General features: G+C 57.2%; 17 protein-coding genes. 15 read left to right on the top strand and 2 right to left on the bottom strand.

The features are described 5' to 3' along the window. Nucleotides 1-403: CreA family protein (locus ALO43_RS18515; protein ID WP_054997898.1), on the top strand; the 403-nt coding region annotated here is incomplete at its 5' end. A 444-nt stretch (nt 404-847) separates the two neighbouring features. Then, a complete protein-coding gene (locus tag ALO43_RS18510; protein WP_024669799.1) occupies nt 848-1,909 on the top strand; it encodes an acyltransferase family protein in 1,062 nt (353 codons plus the stop codon). Between the two features lie 129 nt (nt 1,910-2,038). Here ALO43_RS18510 and rpsT read toward each other — a convergent pair whose 3' ends face one another. Further along, complete coding sequence (rpsT, locus tag ALO43_RS18505; RefSeq protein ID WP_005895230.1) at nt 2,039-2,317, bottom strand: 30S ribosomal protein S20; 279 nt, start codon at nt 2,315-2,317, stop codon at nt 2,039-2,041. 249 nt (nt 2,318-2,566) lie between these two features. Here rpsT and murJ point away from each other — a divergent pair, with 249 nt between their 5' ends. The 6 genes from murJ (at nt 2,567) to ispH (ending at nt 9,990) form a co-directional block, all read left to right on the top strand. After that, on the top strand, nt 2,567-4,105 hold the full coding sequence (murJ, locus tag ALO43_RS18500) for a murein biosynthesis integral membrane protein MurJ (protein WP_024669798.1): 1,539 nt from the start codon (nt 2,567-2,569) through the stop codon (nt 4,103-4,105). A 132-nt stretch (nt 4,106-4,237) separates the two neighbouring features. After that, the gene (gene ribF / locus ALO43_RS18495) at nt 4,238-5,188 is read left to right on the top strand and encodes a bifunctional riboflavin kinase/FAD synthetase (protein WP_005895236.1); all 951 of its coding nucleotides are present in this window, start codon (nt 4,238-4,240) and stop codon (nt 5,186-5,188) included. Further along, nucleotides 5,185-8,016: an isoleucine--tRNA ligase gene (gene ileS / locus ALO43_RS18490; protein ID WP_054997896.1), complete on the top strand. Its 2,832-nt coding sequence runs from the start codon at nt 5,185-5,187 to the stop codon at nt 8,014-8,016. The genes ribF and ileS overlap by 4 nt, the downstream gene beginning before the upstream one ends. Further along, nucleotides 8,009-8,515 carry a signal peptidase II gene (lspA, locus tag ALO43_RS18485; protein WP_005895243.1) on the top strand — a complete coding sequence of 169 codons (507 nt, stop codon included), beginning with the start codon at nt 8,009-8,011 and terminating at the stop codon, nt 8,513-8,515. Before ileS ends, lspA begins: the two co-directional genes overlap by 8 nt. Further along, nucleotides 8,508-8,984 carry an FKBP-type peptidyl-prolyl cis-trans isomerase gene (locus ALO43_RS18480; RefSeq protein ID WP_005895247.1) on the top strand — a complete coding sequence of 159 codons (477 nt, stop codon included), beginning with the start codon at nt 8,508-8,510 and terminating at the stop codon, nt 8,982-8,984. Before lspA ends, ALO43_RS18480 begins: the two co-directional genes overlap by 8 nt. Before the next feature lie 58 nt (nt 8,985-9,042). Continuing rightward, nucleotides 9,043-9,990, top strand: coding sequence for a 4-hydroxy-3-methylbut-2-enyl diphosphate reductase (gene ispH, locus ALO43_RS18475; RefSeq protein ID WP_005895250.1), 948 nt, complete (start codon nt 9,043-9,045; stop codon nt 9,988-9,990). A 6-nt stretch (nt 9,991-9,996) separates the two neighbouring features. On the opposite strand, the gene ALO43_RS18470 is transcribed toward ispH, so the two are convergent. Next, nucleotides 9,997-10,497: a GspH/FimT family pseudopilin gene (locus tag ALO43_RS18470; protein WP_024669796.1), complete on the bottom strand. Its 501-nt coding sequence runs from the start codon at nt 10,495-10,497 to the stop codon at nt 9,997-9,999. Nucleotides 10,498-10,629: 132 nt separating this feature from the next. On the opposite strand from ALO43_RS18470, the gene ALO43_RS18465 reads away from it, so the two are divergent. From ALO43_RS18465 to thiO, 7 genes are read left to right on the top strand one after another with little or no spacing between them, the layout of a single operon-like run. After that, nucleotides 10,630-11,112 carry a GspH/FimT family pseudopilin gene (locus ALO43_RS18465; protein WP_005895253.1) on the top strand — a complete coding sequence of 161 codons (483 nt, stop codon included), beginning with the start codon at nt 10,630-10,632 and terminating at the stop codon, nt 11,110-11,112. Beyond that, entirely contained in the window at nt 11,102-11,614 is a 513-nt protein-coding gene (gene pilV, locus ALO43_RS18460; protein ID WP_054997895.1) for a type IV pilus modification protein PilV, read from the top strand. The genes ALO43_RS18465 and pilV overlap by 11 nt, the downstream gene beginning before the upstream one ends. Further along, nucleotides 11,614-12,318: a PilW family protein gene (locus tag ALO43_RS18455; RefSeq protein WP_053932114.1), complete on the top strand. Its 705-nt coding sequence runs from the start codon at nt 11,614-11,616 to the stop codon at nt 12,316-12,318. Before pilV ends, ALO43_RS18455 begins: the two co-directional genes overlap by 1 nt. A gap of 11 nt (nt 12,319-12,329) precedes the next feature. Then, nucleotides 12,330-12,827, top strand: coding sequence for a pilus assembly PilX family protein (locus ALO43_RS18450; RefSeq protein ID WP_054997894.1), 498 nt, complete (start codon nt 12,330-12,332; stop codon nt 12,825-12,827). Further along, on the top strand, nt 12,814-16,023 hold the full coding sequence (locus tag ALO43_RS18445; RefSeq protein WP_005895262.1) for a pilus assembly protein: 3,210 nt from the start codon (nt 12,814-12,816) through the stop codon (nt 16,021-16,023). Before ALO43_RS18450 ends, ALO43_RS18445 begins: the two co-directional genes overlap by 14 nt. Before the next feature lie 11 nt (nt 16,024-16,034). After that, a complete protein-coding gene (locus ALO43_RS18440; protein ID WP_005895265.1) occupies nt 16,035-16,439 on the top strand; it encodes a type IV pilin protein in 405 nt (134 codons plus the stop codon). A 27-nt stretch (nt 16,440-16,466) separates the two neighbouring features. Then, nucleotides 16,467-17,570, top strand: coding sequence for a glycine oxidase ThiO (gene thiO / locus ALO43_RS18435; RefSeq protein ID WP_054997893.1), 1,104 nt, complete (start codon nt 16,467-16,469; stop codon nt 17,568-17,570). Nucleotides 17,571-17,573 lie beyond the last annotated feature (3 nt).

Genomic DNA, 17,573 nt, shown 5'->3' with positions numbered 1-17,573 from the left:
CGGTCAGGTATCGACGGTGTTCAAAATGGTGGGGCCTAACGACCGGATCGTTGTCGAAGCGTTCGATGATCCCAAGGTCGACGGAGTGACCTGCTACCTGTCGCGCGCCAAGACGGGCGGGGTAAGGGGTGGGTTGGGTCTGGCCGAAGATCGCGCCGAAGCATCCATTGCCTGCCGTCAGGTGGGGCCTATCCGCTTCAAGGAAACCCTCAAGGACGGCGACGAGGTATTCAAGGAGCGTACCTCGCTGGTCTTCAAGACCATGCAGGTGGTGCGTTTCTTCGACAAGAAGCGTAACGCGCTGGTTTATCTGGTCTACAGCGACCGCGTCATCGAAGGCAGTCCGCAAAACGCTGTCACCGCGATCCCGATCCTGCCATGGACAGCCGCGCCCGCACCTTGATTCAGGCCTTGCTCGCCTGCCAATGCTCCGCATTGGCAGGTATTTCGTGATCCCTTCCTCGCGCACCCACATCTGAAGCTTTGCAGGTCAATGAGCCCGTGTCGTTTGACGGAGTATCAGGCTGCGGCCTCTGCGTACCTGTTATTTCTGACAGTAGACGGATGGATGAGTGAAGTGGCTTGATGTAGCTCTCGCGTAATAGTCGGCTGAGGTGTTTTTCGCGTTCGAACGGCGAATGTCGGAAAAGGGGCGGTCTGCCGGGGTTCTGTTGAAGTAACTCAAGATATTAAAGGTTGGGTGCTAGTGCCATCCTTGAATTAAATCGGCATTGCTTTCGATTGTGTGGTGTCAGGCGAGCAGATTGTTAATTAATAATCGTGCTCGTCAGTGGGTATGTTCTTGGCGTGTCTGGCGTGTCTGGCGTGTTGCGAGGATCACCAGTTAATGAAGATAGTCTCGTTACAGTATTTGCGAGGGTTCGCTGCATTGTTGGTTGTCGTTGCGCATAACTCGTTTTTATTAGGAGAGGGCTGGGCGGGTCACATACCGGGTGCGTTGGGAGTGGATGTTTTTTTTATTATCAGTGGCTTCATTATGACGCTGATCACTTATCAGTCTCCTGAGCGGCCGATATCGTTTTTTATCAGACGCCTCTTTCGTCTGTGGCCGGCCCTGTTTGTTGTGTGGCTGGTTTCCTGTCTGTTTGTGTATCCTGAGGCCGACTTTTCTCAGAGGGTGTGCAGTCTCTATTTCTGTCTTCAGGACTATAGCGCCGAGGGGCCGTCGTTCGGCTTTAGCCCGCTGGGGCCGCCCTGGACTCTTACCTATGAGGTTATGTTCTACCTCATATTTACCCTTTCAATGAGTATCAGCTATCGCTACCGCAGCGCGGTTTGTGCACTTTTTTTCATGGCGTCTTCGATAGTTTTTCAGTTGTATTATAATGGCCGTTTTGATTTCTCTGCACAGTCTGCGCTTGATAGTCCTACGGTGCATGTTTGGCAAGCCTGGATTAAATTGATTTCCAATACCATCACTGTCGAGTTCATTGCTGGCATGATGTTGGCCGAGTTAATGCTCGCGAACAAGCTGCCCGTTCTGACGCGGTCCGGCCGAAGGCTTATACAAATGACCCTGTCACTTGCAGTGATAAGTGCCTGCATTATCGGGTCGCGGGTTTTCGGCATGAGTGGCGGCTTTTGGCTGGCATTGGTAATCGTGGTGTCGACAGTCATGCTCAGTTACCACTCTGAGGCAGCCGGTAGCGGTGTATTGATTTTTCTCGGTAATATTTCCTACTCGCTTTATCTCGTTCATTACGCGCTGATAATTTTCCTGGGTCGATTCATCCCTGATAACGCATCGACCATTGATAAAGCAGGTCTATTCGTCCTGTCGATCACTGTCAGCATCGGTGTGGCGTTCGTGATGTTCAACTGGATTGAAACGCCGTTTATCAGGTTGGGGAAAAAAGTCGCCAGTGTTTTATCCCCCCGGCAGAAATAGCCTGGGTGCTGAGGCTGCGGCAGCAGCATGCCTCTCGGGGGGGGGATTCTGTAGGCTCACTGCCTGTGCAGCTTTCCTACAGGCAATAAAAAACCGACCCTGAGGTCGGTTTTTTAACAAGCGGATCGCTTAGGCTGCAGCAGCAAGGCTCAGAGCCTTGATGTGACCGTTCAAGCGACCTTTATGGCGAGCAGCTTTGTTCTTGTGGATGATGCCTTTATCGGCCATACGGTCGATAACCGGCACTGCCAGAACATAAGCAGCTTGCGCTTTTTCAGCGTCTTTTGCGTCGATGGCTTTAACTACATTCTTGATGTAGGTACGAACCATGGAACGCATGCTGGCGTTGTGGCTGCGACGCTTCTCAGCCTGTTTTGCACGTTTTTTGGCGGAAGGTGTGTTGGCCACCGTCGAGCTCCTCGAAAGACTTTGTGAAATAGCAAACAAAATAGGCCGCGAATCATGCCGATGAGTTGAAGTCTTGTCAAGGGCAGTTAAGGTGATCCGCTGAGTGGTTGCTACATTTGACCAGAGGATTTATTTCCGGCCTGTGACCTGTAAACTCGCGGCCTTGCTTCGGGCGTTTTTGCGGCGCGAAGTATCGCATAAACGGCTGGCTTAATCGCCCATCCTTTGCCAAGGCGCACAATTCTTTCAATGAACCTACTCAAGTCACTTGCCGCCGTCAGCTCTATCACCATGGTTTCCCGGGTTCTTGGCTTTGTCCGCGACACCATTATCGCGCGCACTTTCGGGGCGGGTATGGCGACGGATGCGTTTTTCATTGCCTTCAAACTGCCCAACCTGCTGCGCCGGATTTTCGCAGAGGGCGCCTTTTCCCAAGCGTTCGTGCCGATCCTGGCTGAATATAAAAGCCAGCAGGGTGAGGAGGCGACGCGTACGTTCGTCGCCTATGTGACCGGATTGCTGACGCTGGCGCTGGCATTGGTGACGCTGCTGGGGGTGATCTTTGCGCCCTGGGTCATCTGGGCCACGGCACCAGGCTTTGTCGATACGCCGGAAAAATTCGCGCTGACCTCCGATCTGCTGCGCGTGACCTTTCCTTATATATTGCTGATCTCCCTGTCATCGATGGCCGGCGCGATCCTCAATACCTGGAACCGCTTCTCGGTGCCTGCGTTCGTACCGACACTGCTCAACGTCAGCATGATTTTCTTTGCGCTGTTCCTGACGCCGTACTTCGACCCGCCGGTGATGGCGCTGGGTTGGGCGGTACTGGTCGGTGGTCTGCTGCAACTGCTTTACCAATTGCCGCACCTGAAAAAGATCGGCATGTTGGTACTGCCACGACTGAACCTGCGCGACACTGGCGTCTGGCGAGTGATGAAACAGATGCTGCCTGCGATTCTTGGCGTATCGGTCAGTCAGATCTCACTGATCATCAACACGATATTTGCCTCGTTCCTCGTCGCAGGTTCCGTATCGTGGATGTACTACGCCGACCGTCTGATGGAATTGCCTTCCGGTGTGCTGGGCGTTGCGCTGGGTACGATCCTGCTGCCGATCCTGTCTAAAACCTACGCACAGCGTGATCGCCAGGAGTATTCACGGATTCTCGACTGGGGACTGCGTCTGTGTTTCGTGCTGGTCCTGCCTTGCACGCTGGCGCTGGGGTTGCTCGCCGAGCCGCTGACCGTTTCGCTGTTTCAGTACGGCAAGTTCGATGCGCTGGACTCCGCCATGACCCAGCGCGCACTGGTCGCTTATTCGGTCGGGTTGCTGGGCATCATTCTGATCAAAGTGCTGGCTCCCGGCTTTTATGCTCAACAAAATATCCGCACCCCGGTGAAAATTGCGGTCTTCACCCTCATAGTCACTCAGTTGCTCAACCTCGCGTTCATCGTGCCGTTGCAGCACGCGGGTCTGGCCTTGGCTATCAGTGTGGGGGCGTGCATCAACGCCGGGCTGCTGTTCTGGCAATTGCGCAAGCAGGATTTGTTTCAGCCCCAGCCCGGCTGGACGAAGTTCCTGTTCAAGCTAGTGGTTGCTGTCGCCGTGATGTCGGCTGTCCTGCTGGGTTTGATGCACTGGATGCCTGCATGGGACGAAGGGCAGATGCTTGAGCGCTTTCTGCGTCTGGGGGCGCTGGTAGCGGCGGGCGTCGTCACCTATTTCGCGATGCTTCTGTTGCTGGGCTTTCGCTTGAAGGATTTCGCCCGCAAGGCGGTCATGTAGGCTGCATGACAGGGGTTGGCTGTCGGTTTTTTCCGTAACACATCAAGAACGTTGCCCCGCTCTTGGTGTGTTGCCTGTCGTCCACGGCCGTGTGTGGTTATAATCGGCCACTTTATGAGCAAGAAGTGCGTTATGCAGCTGGTTAGAGGCCTTCACAACCTGCGCCCCGAGCATCGGGGCTGCGTCGCCACGATTGGCAATTTCGACGGCGTTCACCGCGGCCACCAGGCTATCCTGGCGCGTCTGCGCGAACGTGCCGTCGAATTGGGGGTGCCCAGCTGCGTGGTGATTTTCGAGCCGCAGCCGCGTGAGTTTTTTGCGCCTGAGACGGCGCCGGCGCGCCTGGCCCGTCTACGAGACAAGCTCGAGTTGCTGAGTGCCGAAGGCGTTGACCGGGTTCTGTGCCTGTCCTTCAATCAGCGCCTGTGCAAACTCAGCGCGGCGAGTTTCGTTGAAACCGTGCTGATCGACGGTCTTGGTGTTCAGCACCTGGAAGTGGGTGATGACTTTCGTTTCGGTTTCGACCGGGTCGGTGACTTCGCCTTCCTGCAGCAGGCCGGCACGACGTATGGTTTTACCGTAGAAGCGGCGCAGACCGTTGAGATCGATGGCGTCCGGGTCAGCAGCACCAAGGTGCGTAAAGCCCTTGCTGTGGCGGACTTCGCACTTGCCGAGCGCATGCTCGGTCGCCCGTTCCAGATCACCGGACGGGTATTGCATGGCCAGAAGCTGGCACGTCAGTTGGGTACGCCCACTGCCAACGTGCAGCTCAAGCGTCGTCGCGTGCCGTTGAGCGGGGTATACCTGGTCAGCATGGACATAGACGGCAAGTCCTGGCCGGGTGTCGCCAACATCGGCGTACGCCCGTCGGTGGCAGGTGATGGCAGTGCTCACCTTGAAGTGCATCTTCTGGATTTTGCCGGCGACCTGTATGGCCGGCGTTTGACGGTGGCTTTCCACCACAAGCTGCGTGATGAGCAGCGTTTTGCCTCACTGGAGGCGCTCAAGACGGCGATCAATGCGGACGTCGCTGCCGCCCGTGCCCATTGGCATGGCCAACCGCTAAACAAGAGCCTGAAATGACCGACTACAAATCCACGCTAAACCTTCCGGACACCGCCTTCCCTATGAAGGCCGGCCTGCCCCAGCGCGAGCCGCAAACTCTGCAGCGCTGGGACAGCATTGGCCTGTACCAGAAGCTGCGCGAGATTGGCAAGGATCGTCCCAAGTTCGTCCTGCACGACGGCCCTCCGTACGCCAACGGCAATATTCACATCGGTCATGCGGTCAACAAAATTCTCAAGGACATGATCCTGCGTTCCAAGACCCTGGCGGGCTTCGATGCCCCTTATGTGCCGGGCTGGGACTGTCACGGTCTGCCGATCGAACACAAGGTCGAAGTGACCCACGGCAAGAACCTCTCTGCCGATCGCACGCGCGAGCTGTGCCGTGCCTATGCCGCCGAGCAGATCGAAGGCCAGAAGTCCGAGTTCATCCGTCTGGGTGTGCTGGGCGACTGGAGCAATCCGTACCTGACCATGAACTTCGCCAACGAAGCCGGGGAAATCCGCGCGCTGGCCGAAATGGTCAAGGGCGGTTTCGTCTTCAAGGGCCTGAAGCCGGTCAACTGGTGTTTCGACTGTGGCTCGGCCCTGGCTGAAGCCGAAGTCGAGTATCAGGACAAGAAATCCTCGACCATCGACGTCGCGTTCCCGATTGCCGACGAGGCCAGACTGGCAGCAGCGTTCGGCTTGACCGCGCTGGGCAAGCCTGCTTCCATCGTGATCTGGACTACCACGCCGTGGACCATTCCCGCCAACCAGGCGCTGAACGTCCACCCGGAGTTCGAGTACTCGCTGGTCGATGTTGGCGACAAGCTGCTGGTGCTGGCGTCCGAGCTGGTCGAAAGCTGTCTGGCCCGCTACAAACTGGAAGGCTCGGTCATCGCGACCACCACCGGTCAGGCGCTGGAACTGATCAACTTCCGTCACCCGTTCTACAACCGTTTGTCTCCAGTCTATCTGGCTGATTACGTAGAGCTGGGCGCGGGCACCGGTATTGTTCATTGTTCGCCTGCCTATGGCGTGGACGACTTCAATATCTGCAAGCAGTACGGCCTGAGCAACGACGACATCATCAGCCCGGTGCAGAGCAACGGTGTGTATGTCGAGTCGCTGGAGTTCTTCGGTGGCCAGTTCATCTTCAAGGCCAACCAGAACATCATCGACAAACTGGTTGAAGTCGGCAGCCTGATGGACACCGAAACCATCAGCCACAGCTACATGCACTGCTGGCGCCACAAGTCGCCATTGATCTACCGCGCCACCGCGCAGTGGTTCGTCGGCATGGACAAGCAGCCTGAAAGCGGCGACACGCTGCGCAAGCGTGCGGTCAAAGCCATTGAAGACACCCAGTTCGTGCCGGCCTGGGGCCAGGCGCGCCTGCACTCGATGATCGCCAACCGCCCTGACTGGTGCATCTCGCGTCAGCGCAACTGGGGTGTGCCGATTCCATTCTTTCTGCACAAAGAAAGCGGCGACCTGCACCCGCGTACCGTCGAGCTGATGGAAGAAGTGGCGCAGCGTGTCGAGAAAGAGGGCATCGAGGCCTGGTTCAAGCTGGACGCCAGCGAACTGTTGGGTGACGAGGCCGGTAAGTACGACAAGATCTCTGACACACTGGACGTCTGGTTCGACTCTGGCACCACGCACTGGCACGTATTGCGCGGTTCACACCCGATGGGCCATGAAAGCGGTCCGCGCGCCGACCTGTACCTGGAAGGCTCAGACCAGCATCGCGGCTGGTTCCACTCGTCGCTGCTGACCGGTTGCATGCTGGACGACCACGCACCGTATCGCGAACTGCTGACCCACGGGTTTGTGGTCGACGAGAACGGCCGCAAGATGTCCAAGTCGCTGAACAACGTGGTGGCGCCGCAGAAGGTCAACGATTCGCTGGGTGCGGACATCATGCGCCTATGGGTATCGGCCACTGATTACTCAGGCGAAATGGCGGTTTCCGACCAGATCCTGCAGCGCAGCGCCGACGCCTATCGGCGTATCCGCAACACTGCACGCTTCCTGCTTTCGAACCTGACCGGTTTCAACCCGGCCACCGACATCCTGCCCGCCGAGGAAATGCTCGCGCTGGACCGTTGGGCGGTGGACCGTACGCTGCTGCTGCAACGCGAACTGCAAGAGCATTACGGCGAATACCGGTTCTGGAACGTGTACTCGAAGATCCACAACTTCTGCGTGCAGGAGCTGGGTGGTTTCTATCTCGACATCATCAAGGATCGTCAATACACCACGGCTGCCGACAGCACTGCGCGGCGCTCCTGCCAGACCGCTCTGTTCCACATCTCCGAGGCGCTGGTGCGCTGGATCGCGCCGATCCTGGCGTTCACCGCCGACGAGCTGTGGCAGTTCCTGCCGGGCGAGCGCAATGAATCGGTGATGCTTAATACCTGGTACGAAGGCCTGACCGAAATGCCTGCCGGGTTTGAAATGGACCGCGCCTACTGGGAGCGGATCATGGCGGTGAAAACCTCGGTCAACAAGGAAATGGAAAACTTGCGCGCTGCCAAGGCTATCGGTGGCAACCTGCAGGCCGAAGTGACCCTGTACGCAGAAGATTCGCTGGTTGCTGACCTGACGAAGCTGAGCAACGAGCTGCGTTTCGTGCTGATCACCTCGACGGCCAGTGTGGCCTCGTTCGCATCGGCTCCGGCTGATGCGGTGGTCACCGAGGTTGCAGGTCTGAAGCTGAAAGTGGTCAAGTCCAGCCATGCCAAGTGCGCCCGTTGCTGGCATCACCGCGAGGATGTGGGTGTGAACCCCGAACATCCGGAAATCTGTGGCCGTTGTGTGGACAACATCAGCGGTGCAGGCGAGGTGCGTCACTATGCCTAATGCCTCGTTCGGCCGCCTGGCCTGGCTGTGGTTGAGCGTGCTGGTCCTGGTCATTGACCAGGCCAGCAAGTATTACTTCGAGAACGCGCTGACCCTGTATCAACAGATCATCGTGATTCCGGATTACTTCAGCTGGACCCTGGCCTACAACACAGGGGCTGCCTTCAGTTTTCTGGCGGATGGCGCCGGTTGGCAGCGCTGGTTGTTCGCCCTGATTGCGGTGGCGGTCAGTGCTGTGCTTGTGATCTGGCTCAAACGCCTGGGCCGCGATGACACATGGCTGGCTGTCGCGTTGGCGCTGGTGCTGGGTGGCGCGTTGGGTAATCTCTATGACCGCATTGTATTGGGTCATGTGATTGACTTCATTCTGGTCCACTGGCAGAACCGCTGGTACTTCCCTGCGTTCAACGTCGCCGACAGCGCAATCACTGTCGGTGCAATCATGCTGGCTCTGGACATGTTCAAGAGCAAGAAAACCGGAGAAACCGTCAATGGCTGAACAGACGTCGGCTCAAGGCTCGTCTGACGAGCTGCGTATCGGTCAGAACACGCAGGTCACGTTGCATTTTGCCCTGCGCCTGGAAAACGGCGACACCGTCGACAGCACCTTCGAAAAGGCTCCGGCCACGTTCAAGGTTGGCGACGGTAATCTGTTGCCCGGTTTTGAAATGGCGATTTTCGGTTTCAAAGCGGGCGACAGAAAGACCGTACAGATTCCACCAGAAAACGCCTTTGGTCAGCCCAACCCACAAAACGTACAGATCATGCCACGCTCGCAGTTTGCGGGCATGGAACTGTCCGAAGGGTTGCTGGTGATCTTCAATGACGCGGCCAACACCGAGTTGCCTGGCGTGGTGAAAGTATTCGATGACGAGCAGGTCACCATCGACTTCAACCATCCGCTGGCAGGCAAGACTCTGAGCTTTGAAGTGGAAATCTTCGAAGTGAAGGCGATTCTGGCTTCCTGACCTTCGCCGTCAAGCCCGGCTCAGGCCGGGCTGCCCCGTACCAACCATGAGGCACAGCATGCAAATCAAACTCGCCAACCCCCGCGGCTTTTGTGCCGGTGTGGACCGCGCGATCGAAATCGTCAATCGCGCTCTGGAAGTGTTTGGTCCGCCGATCTACGTGCGCCATGAAGTCGTTCACAACAAATTTGTCGTCGAAGACCTGCGCTCGCGCGGGGCTATCTTCGTCGAGGAATTGGACCAGGTGCCGGACGACGTGATCGTCATCTTCAGTGCCCACGGCGTATCCCAGGCCGTGCGTACTGAGGCGTCTGGCCGGGGTCTGAAAGTTTTCGATGCCACCTGCCCATTGGTGACCAAGGTTCACATCGAAGTCGCTCGCTACAGCCGGGATGGTCGTGAGTGCATTCTGATCGGCCACGCTGGCCACCCGGAAGTCGAAGGCACCATGGGCCAGTACGACGCTGCCAACGGTGGCGCGATCTATCTGGTCGAAGACGAGGCAGACGTCGCCAGCCTGCAGGTGCGTAACCCTGAATCGCTGGCATTCGTGACCCAGACCACCTTGTCGATGGACGACACCAGCCGGGTCATCGACGCCCTGCGCCAGCGTTTCCCGGCCATTGGCGGGCCACGCAAGGACGATATCTGCTACGCCACACAAAACCGTCAGGATGCGGTCAAGCAACTTGCCGACGAATGCGACGTCGTGCTGGTAGTGGGCAGCCCGAACAGCTCCAACTCCAACCGCCTGCGCGAGCTCGCCGAGCGCATGGCCACCCCGGCGTACCTCATTGATGGGGCCGAGGACATGCAGCAGAGCTGGTTCGAAGGCGTCGAGCGTATCGGTATTACTGCCGGTGCGTCCGCGCCCGAAGTGCTGGTGCGTGGCGTGATTCAGCAACTGCAGGCCTGGGGCGCGACCGGTGCGGACGAGCTGGCCGGCCGCGAAGAGAACATCACGTTCTCGATGCCCAAGGAGCTGCGCGTCAAGTCGCTGCTCTAGGCCCCCTCAGCCACACAAGGCTGAAGCCTTCTTGTTATCCTCAAGTCTGACCCTGCCGGTGGCGGCGACTATCACACGATAGTTGCTGACCGGTTGGGCCCTGGCGCATACATGCAGCGTATCGTTGGTTCTGCCTCGCAAACCGCCCAAGCCGTTGAAACTCATCTGCCTGGCGCGCTTGCGGCTGCCTGCAACCCGACTTTTGCCGTCATTGGCACGTTCTACAAGCAACGTATCGTTTTCATCCGGACCTTTGCCATTCGGGTCGAGTATGATCCGCCAGCCATTGCTCCAGTCATCGTCAATGGCGTGAATCGTCACGATCTGATTGCGCGTTATCGCAGCGACCCTTGCCGAGCGAATGCCGCTGGCCAGTTCCTGCGCGGTTGCAAGCCCCCGACTGGAATCGATCAGTTCTTTGAAAGAAGGTGTTGCGATGTTGGCGAGAATGGCGACCAGTGCGACGACGATCAGTAATTCGATCAGTGTGAACCCTGCATGCCTCATGTGCTTTTCCTCCCTGGAAAACGCTGTTTCAGAACCTTGCGGGCGTTCGTCGTCACAAAACAACCGTACGTCCCGCTATGGATTTTCCTGCGGCGTTGCTGCCTTATAGTCATAACGTCTAGGAGACACTCAATGCGTCATATAGCCAAGGGATTCAGCCTCATCGAATTGTTAGTCACTGTGTCCCTGGTGGGTATCCTGGCGGCTATTGCTATCCCGAATTTCACCAGCTCCATCCAGAGCAACAAGGCCGACACCGAAATCAGCGATTTGCAGCGGGCGCTCAACTATGCGCGGCTCGAGGCGATAAACAGGGGAGTGACGGTGCGTATTGCACCGACCAGCGGGACGGCGTGGACTGGTGAATTGCAGGTGTATCTGAAATCTGACGTCGGCACGCCACCCACTGCACTTCGCAAGGTGCCAGCCATGAGTAGCGGCGGCACGCTGGTCACGGAAAATAACGTTGCGGCACTTGAATTCAACAACCTTGGCGGGCTTGCTGCGCCGGCGACAGCGCTGGCCATGACCTACACCCGGGGCAGCATTACCAAAACAATGAATATTTGTCTGACTGGCCGAATCGTCCTCGGTGGGACCTGCAATGCCCAATAGCGCCCTACATCGTCAGACCGGCATGACACTGATCGAGGTGCTGGTTTCGATATTGATCCTGGCCATCGGCCTGTTGGGCGCGGCCGCCATTCAGCTCAATGCGCTCAAGTACACCGACAGCTCGACCATGAGCAGCCAGGCCAGCTTCATTGCCTACGACATGATGGACCGCATTCGCGCCAATGTTGATGGCAACGCGAGTGCCAACGGCTCGACCAATGTGTTGGCGACGTATAGTTTGCCGAGTCTGGCAGCGGCCCCGGTTGCGAACCCTAATAATGCGCGTGAGCAGGATCTGTCCGATTTCAGAGACAACATCATTACTTTTGCAGGCGCGAGCGGTACGGGCAGTATCGATGTCACCCACGCACCTGAAGTCACCATCAACATTGGCTGGAGCGATACGCGAGCGGCAGGTGCAAGCAATCAGGCCATAGGCAGCACGACCGGCAGTCCGACTACCCAGAGATTCAGCCTGAAGTCCCGGATCGGGGTCAACTAATGAGAAAGCTTTCCAGAGGGTTCGGGCTGGTCGAAATCATGGTGGCGCTGGTCATCGGCTTGGTGGTGAGCCTGGGGATCGTCCAGATATTCAGCGCCTCCCGAGCCACCTATCAGAGCCAGAACTCGGCCGCCCGGATGCAGGAAGATGCCCGGTTTATATTGAGCAAACTGATTCAGGAAATCAGGATGACCGGAATGAATGGTTGCCTGAGGCTCGACGGATCTTTACCCGTCGCGCCTGCAATCAGCCCGCCGGCTGCGTTTAACAACCAGATACTCTGGGATAACGCGAACCGCAGGTTGACGCTGGTGACCGCTGATATCGGAAACACTGGCAGCGCGCCGACCTGGACGATCATCTCTGATTGCAAAGCATCGACCCAGCTATATGTTGGCCCTCGAGCGCCAGCTGTCGGGGAGATCGCGTTTCCTGTGCGGCAACTGGTTTACACCCTCACCGGGACAGACCTGAGCATTCAGTCCACTACGACGGGAAGGCCGGAGCCGTTGCTGCAGAATGTCGTCGGGTTCGAGGTTTTCTTCGGTATGGTTGGTAACCCGATGTCCTACACCCAGACCATTACGCCAGCCAACGCTGGCGATATACGCAGCGTGCGCATCCGCTTGACATTATCGGACCCTGATCGACGGGTTCAGGATCAGCAGTACAACGTCGTCGCTTATCTGCGTAATCGCTTTTGAACGGGCCGAGCATGAACACTAAAAGGCGTTTCAATTACCCGGTTGCACTCCCTGTCAGGCAACGCGGGATGGTGCTGTTGGTCAGTCTGGTGTTTCTGCTCCTGCTGACGCTACTGGGTATTTCATCCATGCAGAACGCTACTCTGCAGGAAAAGATGGCGGGCAGCGTCGCGGTTCGAAATATTTCGTTTCAGGCGGCCGAGGCGCAACTGCGCCTCGGCGAGTCGAAGATCAAGGCGGCTGACGTCCCAATTCCTGCTTGCAGCCTAAATACCTGCGCCCCACCTGTCGAGTCGACTACCGTGGTTAATCCGGGGGTGGGTACTTCTGGCGTGAACTGGATCGGGACAAGCGTGGCCTTGTTCGGCATCCAGAATCTGGGCACAACAGCTACTCCCATAAGACGTCCTGCAAATTGCACAGGCTCGGTCACGATGTATCGGGTCACCGCCATTGCCATTCAAGGCACGTCGCGAACGGTGCTGGAGAGTATCTATGCGAATTGTTAAGGCGCTTCGTGGCGGTCTGAAATATATCTACGGTGCGCTGCTGGCGCTCTATCTGGCCAGCCCGGTTTATGCCTTCACGCCAGCACAAGTGCCCTTGTTGAGCTCCCCGGCAGTGCCGCCCAATCTGATGCTACTCGTGGACAACTCGGGCAGCATGTACAACATCATCTGGGCATCGGGGTTCGACCCGTTGCTGGATCGCCCGAATATCGATTACTTCTCGACGCAATGCATAAGTGGTCTGGTCACTGTGGTGTGCCCCTTCATAAGTACTATTTCTGGCGACGATACACTGGCACTGGGGGACATCAACGCCCTCAGTATTATCGACCTGTCATTGATGTGCCCTTTCGGCGGGCGCCCTGTTTTTCGTAATGGCAACCAATACTGCCTCAACCTGCCGGATCCCGCAGGGAATGGCCTAACTCGTTACACAGCTGACTACCTGTCGTACCTCATTGATCTGGTCAATCCTGGTTTCTTTGGTGTTCGCAATTACACCAATGGCGTCATCCCCAACGATTACCGCATGAACGTCGCAAAGAACGTAGCGACCAATCTGGTAACCAACAATACGTCGCTGAGGATCGGGCTTGCGACGTTCAATGATCCAAACAATTTCGATCTGGGGGCGGGAGGCAAGATAGCCAGGATCGTTACAGACCTGTCCCCTGTGACGGCGAATACCTACCAGCCCGTTGGTGTTACCCAGGCGCAGGCCACCGCAAACATCAACGCTCTGAAACAGGCTATTACCAACCTGAACCCGACAGCCAACACCCCGCTGGCGGAGACCTACTACGAAATCACACGATATTTTCGCGGGATGTCACCGTTCTATCAAAGTGGTTCGAACTACGTGAGTCCGATTCAGTACCGCTGCCAAAAAAACTACGGCGTAGTAGTGACTGATGGTTTGCCGACTTACGATCGAACCTTTCCCACCGATGATCCTGATGCTGCTCTGGACCGGACTCGCTCACTGCCCAATTGGGACCTGAACGCAGCCAATGACGGTGCCAACCGGTTTGGTGATAACGAGGGGGATACCCTCTATCTGGACGATCTGGCCAAGTTTGCCTACGACATTGATCTGCGCCGGGATGCCGTGACTTCCGGGGGGGACCTGACCGGCAAAAGCTGGGACGCCGCGGGTTTCGTTAAACAGAACATGAGTACGTATACCATCGGCTTCACTGCGTCTAATCAGATGCTGAGCGATGCCGCCAATGATACTCATGGACATGGCAGATACTTTCAGGCCAATGACAGCGCGGGGCTGACTTCAGCCTTGAATCTGGCGTTGAGCGACATCTATGCGAAAGTCGGCTCTGGCGCAGGGGGCGCGGCCAACTCGTCGACGCTTCAGACAGGTACCCAGTTCTACCAGACGCTTTATGATCCAACGGATTGGCATGGCACCGTCAGAGCCTTCAATCTGGATCAGATTACCGGGACTTTGAGTACGCCGGTATGGACTACGGATACGGCCATTGTCAGTGGCTCTACCCCGCCGGTGTTCGAGTCGTGGAGCACTCTTGCCACGCCGAAGAGGATTACCCTGGATTACGCGAACTTCAGCCCTGCTCAACAGGCAGCACTGAATGCAACGCTGCCAACCAATGTCACCGGTACAGAGCTTATTGCCTGGGCCAAGGGCACTGCCAATGCGAAGTTTCGAACACGCACTCGGCTGCTGGGCGATATTGTCAATTCTTCACTCGGTACTGCATTCCCGTTGCAAAAGACTGCCGCTGACCTGACGGGTGACACTACCTACACCGCGTATCTGGCCACCAAGGCAAGCAGCATGACCCCCAGCATTCTGGCCAACGCCAATGATGGCTTTTTCAATGTAATCAGCACCAGCGATGGTTCGAGACGATACGCCTATATGCCGTCTACGGCCTTAACGTCACTGGCGACCATCGCATCGACCACCTATGGGGCTGGCGTACACAAATTTACCGTAGATGGTCAGGTTGCGGTTTTCGATACACAACTTTCTGCGGGTTCCTCATGGCGCACCGTGGCTTACGGCGGTACCGGCGCGGGGGGCAAGGCATTCTTCGCCATCAAGTTATTCGAGGGTACAAGTAACACTGTCAGCGCGTTGTGGGAGGTCAAAGCGCCCGATACGTCCGACACCAACAATAAATTCAACAATCTTGGCTATACCTATGCGAAACCGGACGTTGCCCGGATGGCGGATGGCACCGGAATTGTGGTGGTCGGGAACGGTTATGGCAGCTTCACCGGCAGGGCGTCGCTTTATGTACTGAATGCCAATACCGGGGCATTCATCACCGAGATCCAGACCCCTGTTCTTAACAGTGAAACAGATAACGGTCTGTCGTCGGTCAAACTGCGCGTCAACGCTCAGAATGTGGTTCAGGCTGCATACGCCGGCGATTTGAAAGGGCGGTTGTGGAAGTTCGATATGACTGGGGCAGCCGCCACCAGTTGGAAAGTGGCTTTTGGCGGCGCGCCTATGTTTACCGCGCCACGTGGGGCCGCTCAGCCCATTACAGTCCAGCCATTTGTGCTGGATCACCCCCTCAACGGCAAGATCGTCTATTTCGGGACCGGCAAGTTCATTGAGGTCGCAGACAAGCAAACTACCGGACTTCAGGACTTCTATGCGATATGGGACGCTGATACCGGGGCGGGCAGCACTGTAGAGGCAAACCTGCAGGCGCAAGCAGTCAATGGCAGTGTCACCAGCAACGGCGCCACTTATTTCACGTCAACCAACAATGATGTGGATTGGTCTGTCAAAAAAGGCTGGTACATGCCGCTCTCGGCTGTGGCGCCGTATCTGGGTGAGCGAATCATCTATCCTGCGCAGACCAGTCGAGACCGGATTATTTTCTCGACCGCATCCGTAAACTCCGCTGACCCTTGTGAAAGCACAGGCACCGGGCGCGTATTTGAACTCAATGCTGCCACCGGCAGCATGCTCAACTATCAGGTGCTCGACACCAACGGCGATAACAGCATCAACAGTTCAGACCTGTATGCCGCCGGGATAGGGTACACGGGTATCCCTGTCGTCTCGGCGATCGTCTCGGGCACGGCAGACGGTAATGAAGTCAAGATCATCAACAATTCCACGGGTGACACGCCTGATCGTCTGAAAGAAAGAGGCGGCAGTGGCAACGTCTTCCAGCGCATCATGTGGCGACAAATTCAATAGGGAAACGAATCATGCCAGCGATATCCAGGGGCTTTACGTTGATCGAACTCATGATCGTCGTGGCAATTGTCGGTATTCTGGCCGCCATTGCGTATCCCAGTTACACCGAATACGTGAAGCGCACTCAGCGTTCGGCTATCGCCAGCCTGCTTTCAGAGCAGGTGCAAGCGCTGGAGCGTTACTATTCGAGAATCAGTCCGTCTACTTACATAGGCGCGACCGTGAGTGGTGGTAACACGTATTACAAGATTGACTCGGTCCCAACGGCCACTGATTTCACCCTGACCGCCACACCTATCCCAGGCACGATGATGGCTGGCGACAAGTGCGGCAGTTTCGTGATTACCAATACCGGGGCGCGTACTAACCCTGGTTCCGCAGCTGGCGTAACGCCCAAGGACTGCTGGGGCCGCTAGAACCGTTTTCCTTGTCCCGAGACCAAGATGTCCAAGCAAAAAGTAGTCATTGTCGGTGGTGGAGTCATAGGTCTGCTGACCGCTTTCAACCTCGCCTCCGAGCAGATCAATGTCGTATTGCTTGATCGTTCGGCTGTCGGGCAAGAGTCTTCCTGGGCCGGTGGCGGGATTGTCTCGCCGCTTTACCCATGGCGCTACAGCCCGGCTGTTACCGCACTGGCGCACTGGTCGCAGGACTTCTATCCGCATCTCGGCGAGCGTTTGCTGGCACAGACCGGCATCGACCCCGAAGTTCACAAGACTGGCCTGTACTGGCTCGACCTTGATGACGAACAGGCTGCACTCGATTGGGCTGCGCGCGAGAACCGGCCATTGAGCAGTGTCGATATCTCGGCGGTGAATGATGCGGTGCCAGCGCTGGGAGAGGGCTACTCACGGGCGATCTACATGGCCGATGTAGCCAACGTGCGCAACCCGCGGCTGGTCAAGTCGCTCAAGGCCGCGCTGCTGGCGATGCCCAATGTCGAGATTCGCGAGCAATGCGAAGTCAGCGGTTTTGTGCGCGAAGGCAACAGGGTTTCAGGCGTTAGCACATTGGCGGGGACTGTTACCGGTGATCGGGTGATTCTCGCAGCGGGTGCCTGGAGCGGCAAACTGCTCAAGACCCTCGGTCTGGAGTTGCCGGTCGAACCGGTAAAAGGCCAGATGATCCTCTACAAGTGTGCATCGGACTTCTTGTCCAGCATCGTTTTGGCCAAAGGCCGCTACGCTATCCCGCGTCGTGACGGACATATCCTGATCGGCAGCACGCTGGAGCACGAAGGGTTCGACAAGACCACCACGCAGGCCGCGCTGGAAAGTCTCAAGGCCTCGGCCATCGAATTGCTTCCGGAGCTGGCCAATGCCCAACCGGTCTTCCAGTGGGCAGGCTTGCGTCCGGGCTCGCCCGAAGGCATCCCCTTCATTGGACCGCTGGCCGGCTTCGACGGGCTGTGGCTCAACTGCGGCCATTACCGCAACGGCCTGGTGCTGGCGCCTGCCTCGTGCCAGTTGCTCACCGACCTGTTGCTGGGCCGCAAGCCGATCATCGATCCTGCGCCTTACGTAGCGGCAGGCCGGCTGCTTGTCTGACTG

This window comes from Pseudomonas tremae (assembly GCF_001401155.1).
GTDB lineage: Bacteria > Pseudomonadota > Gammaproteobacteria > Pseudomonadales > Pseudomonadaceae > Aquipseudomonas > Aquipseudomonas tremae.
The sequence above is the reverse complement of the archived record's forward strand: the minus strand, read 5'-3'. Positions and strand labels throughout refer to the sequence as shown.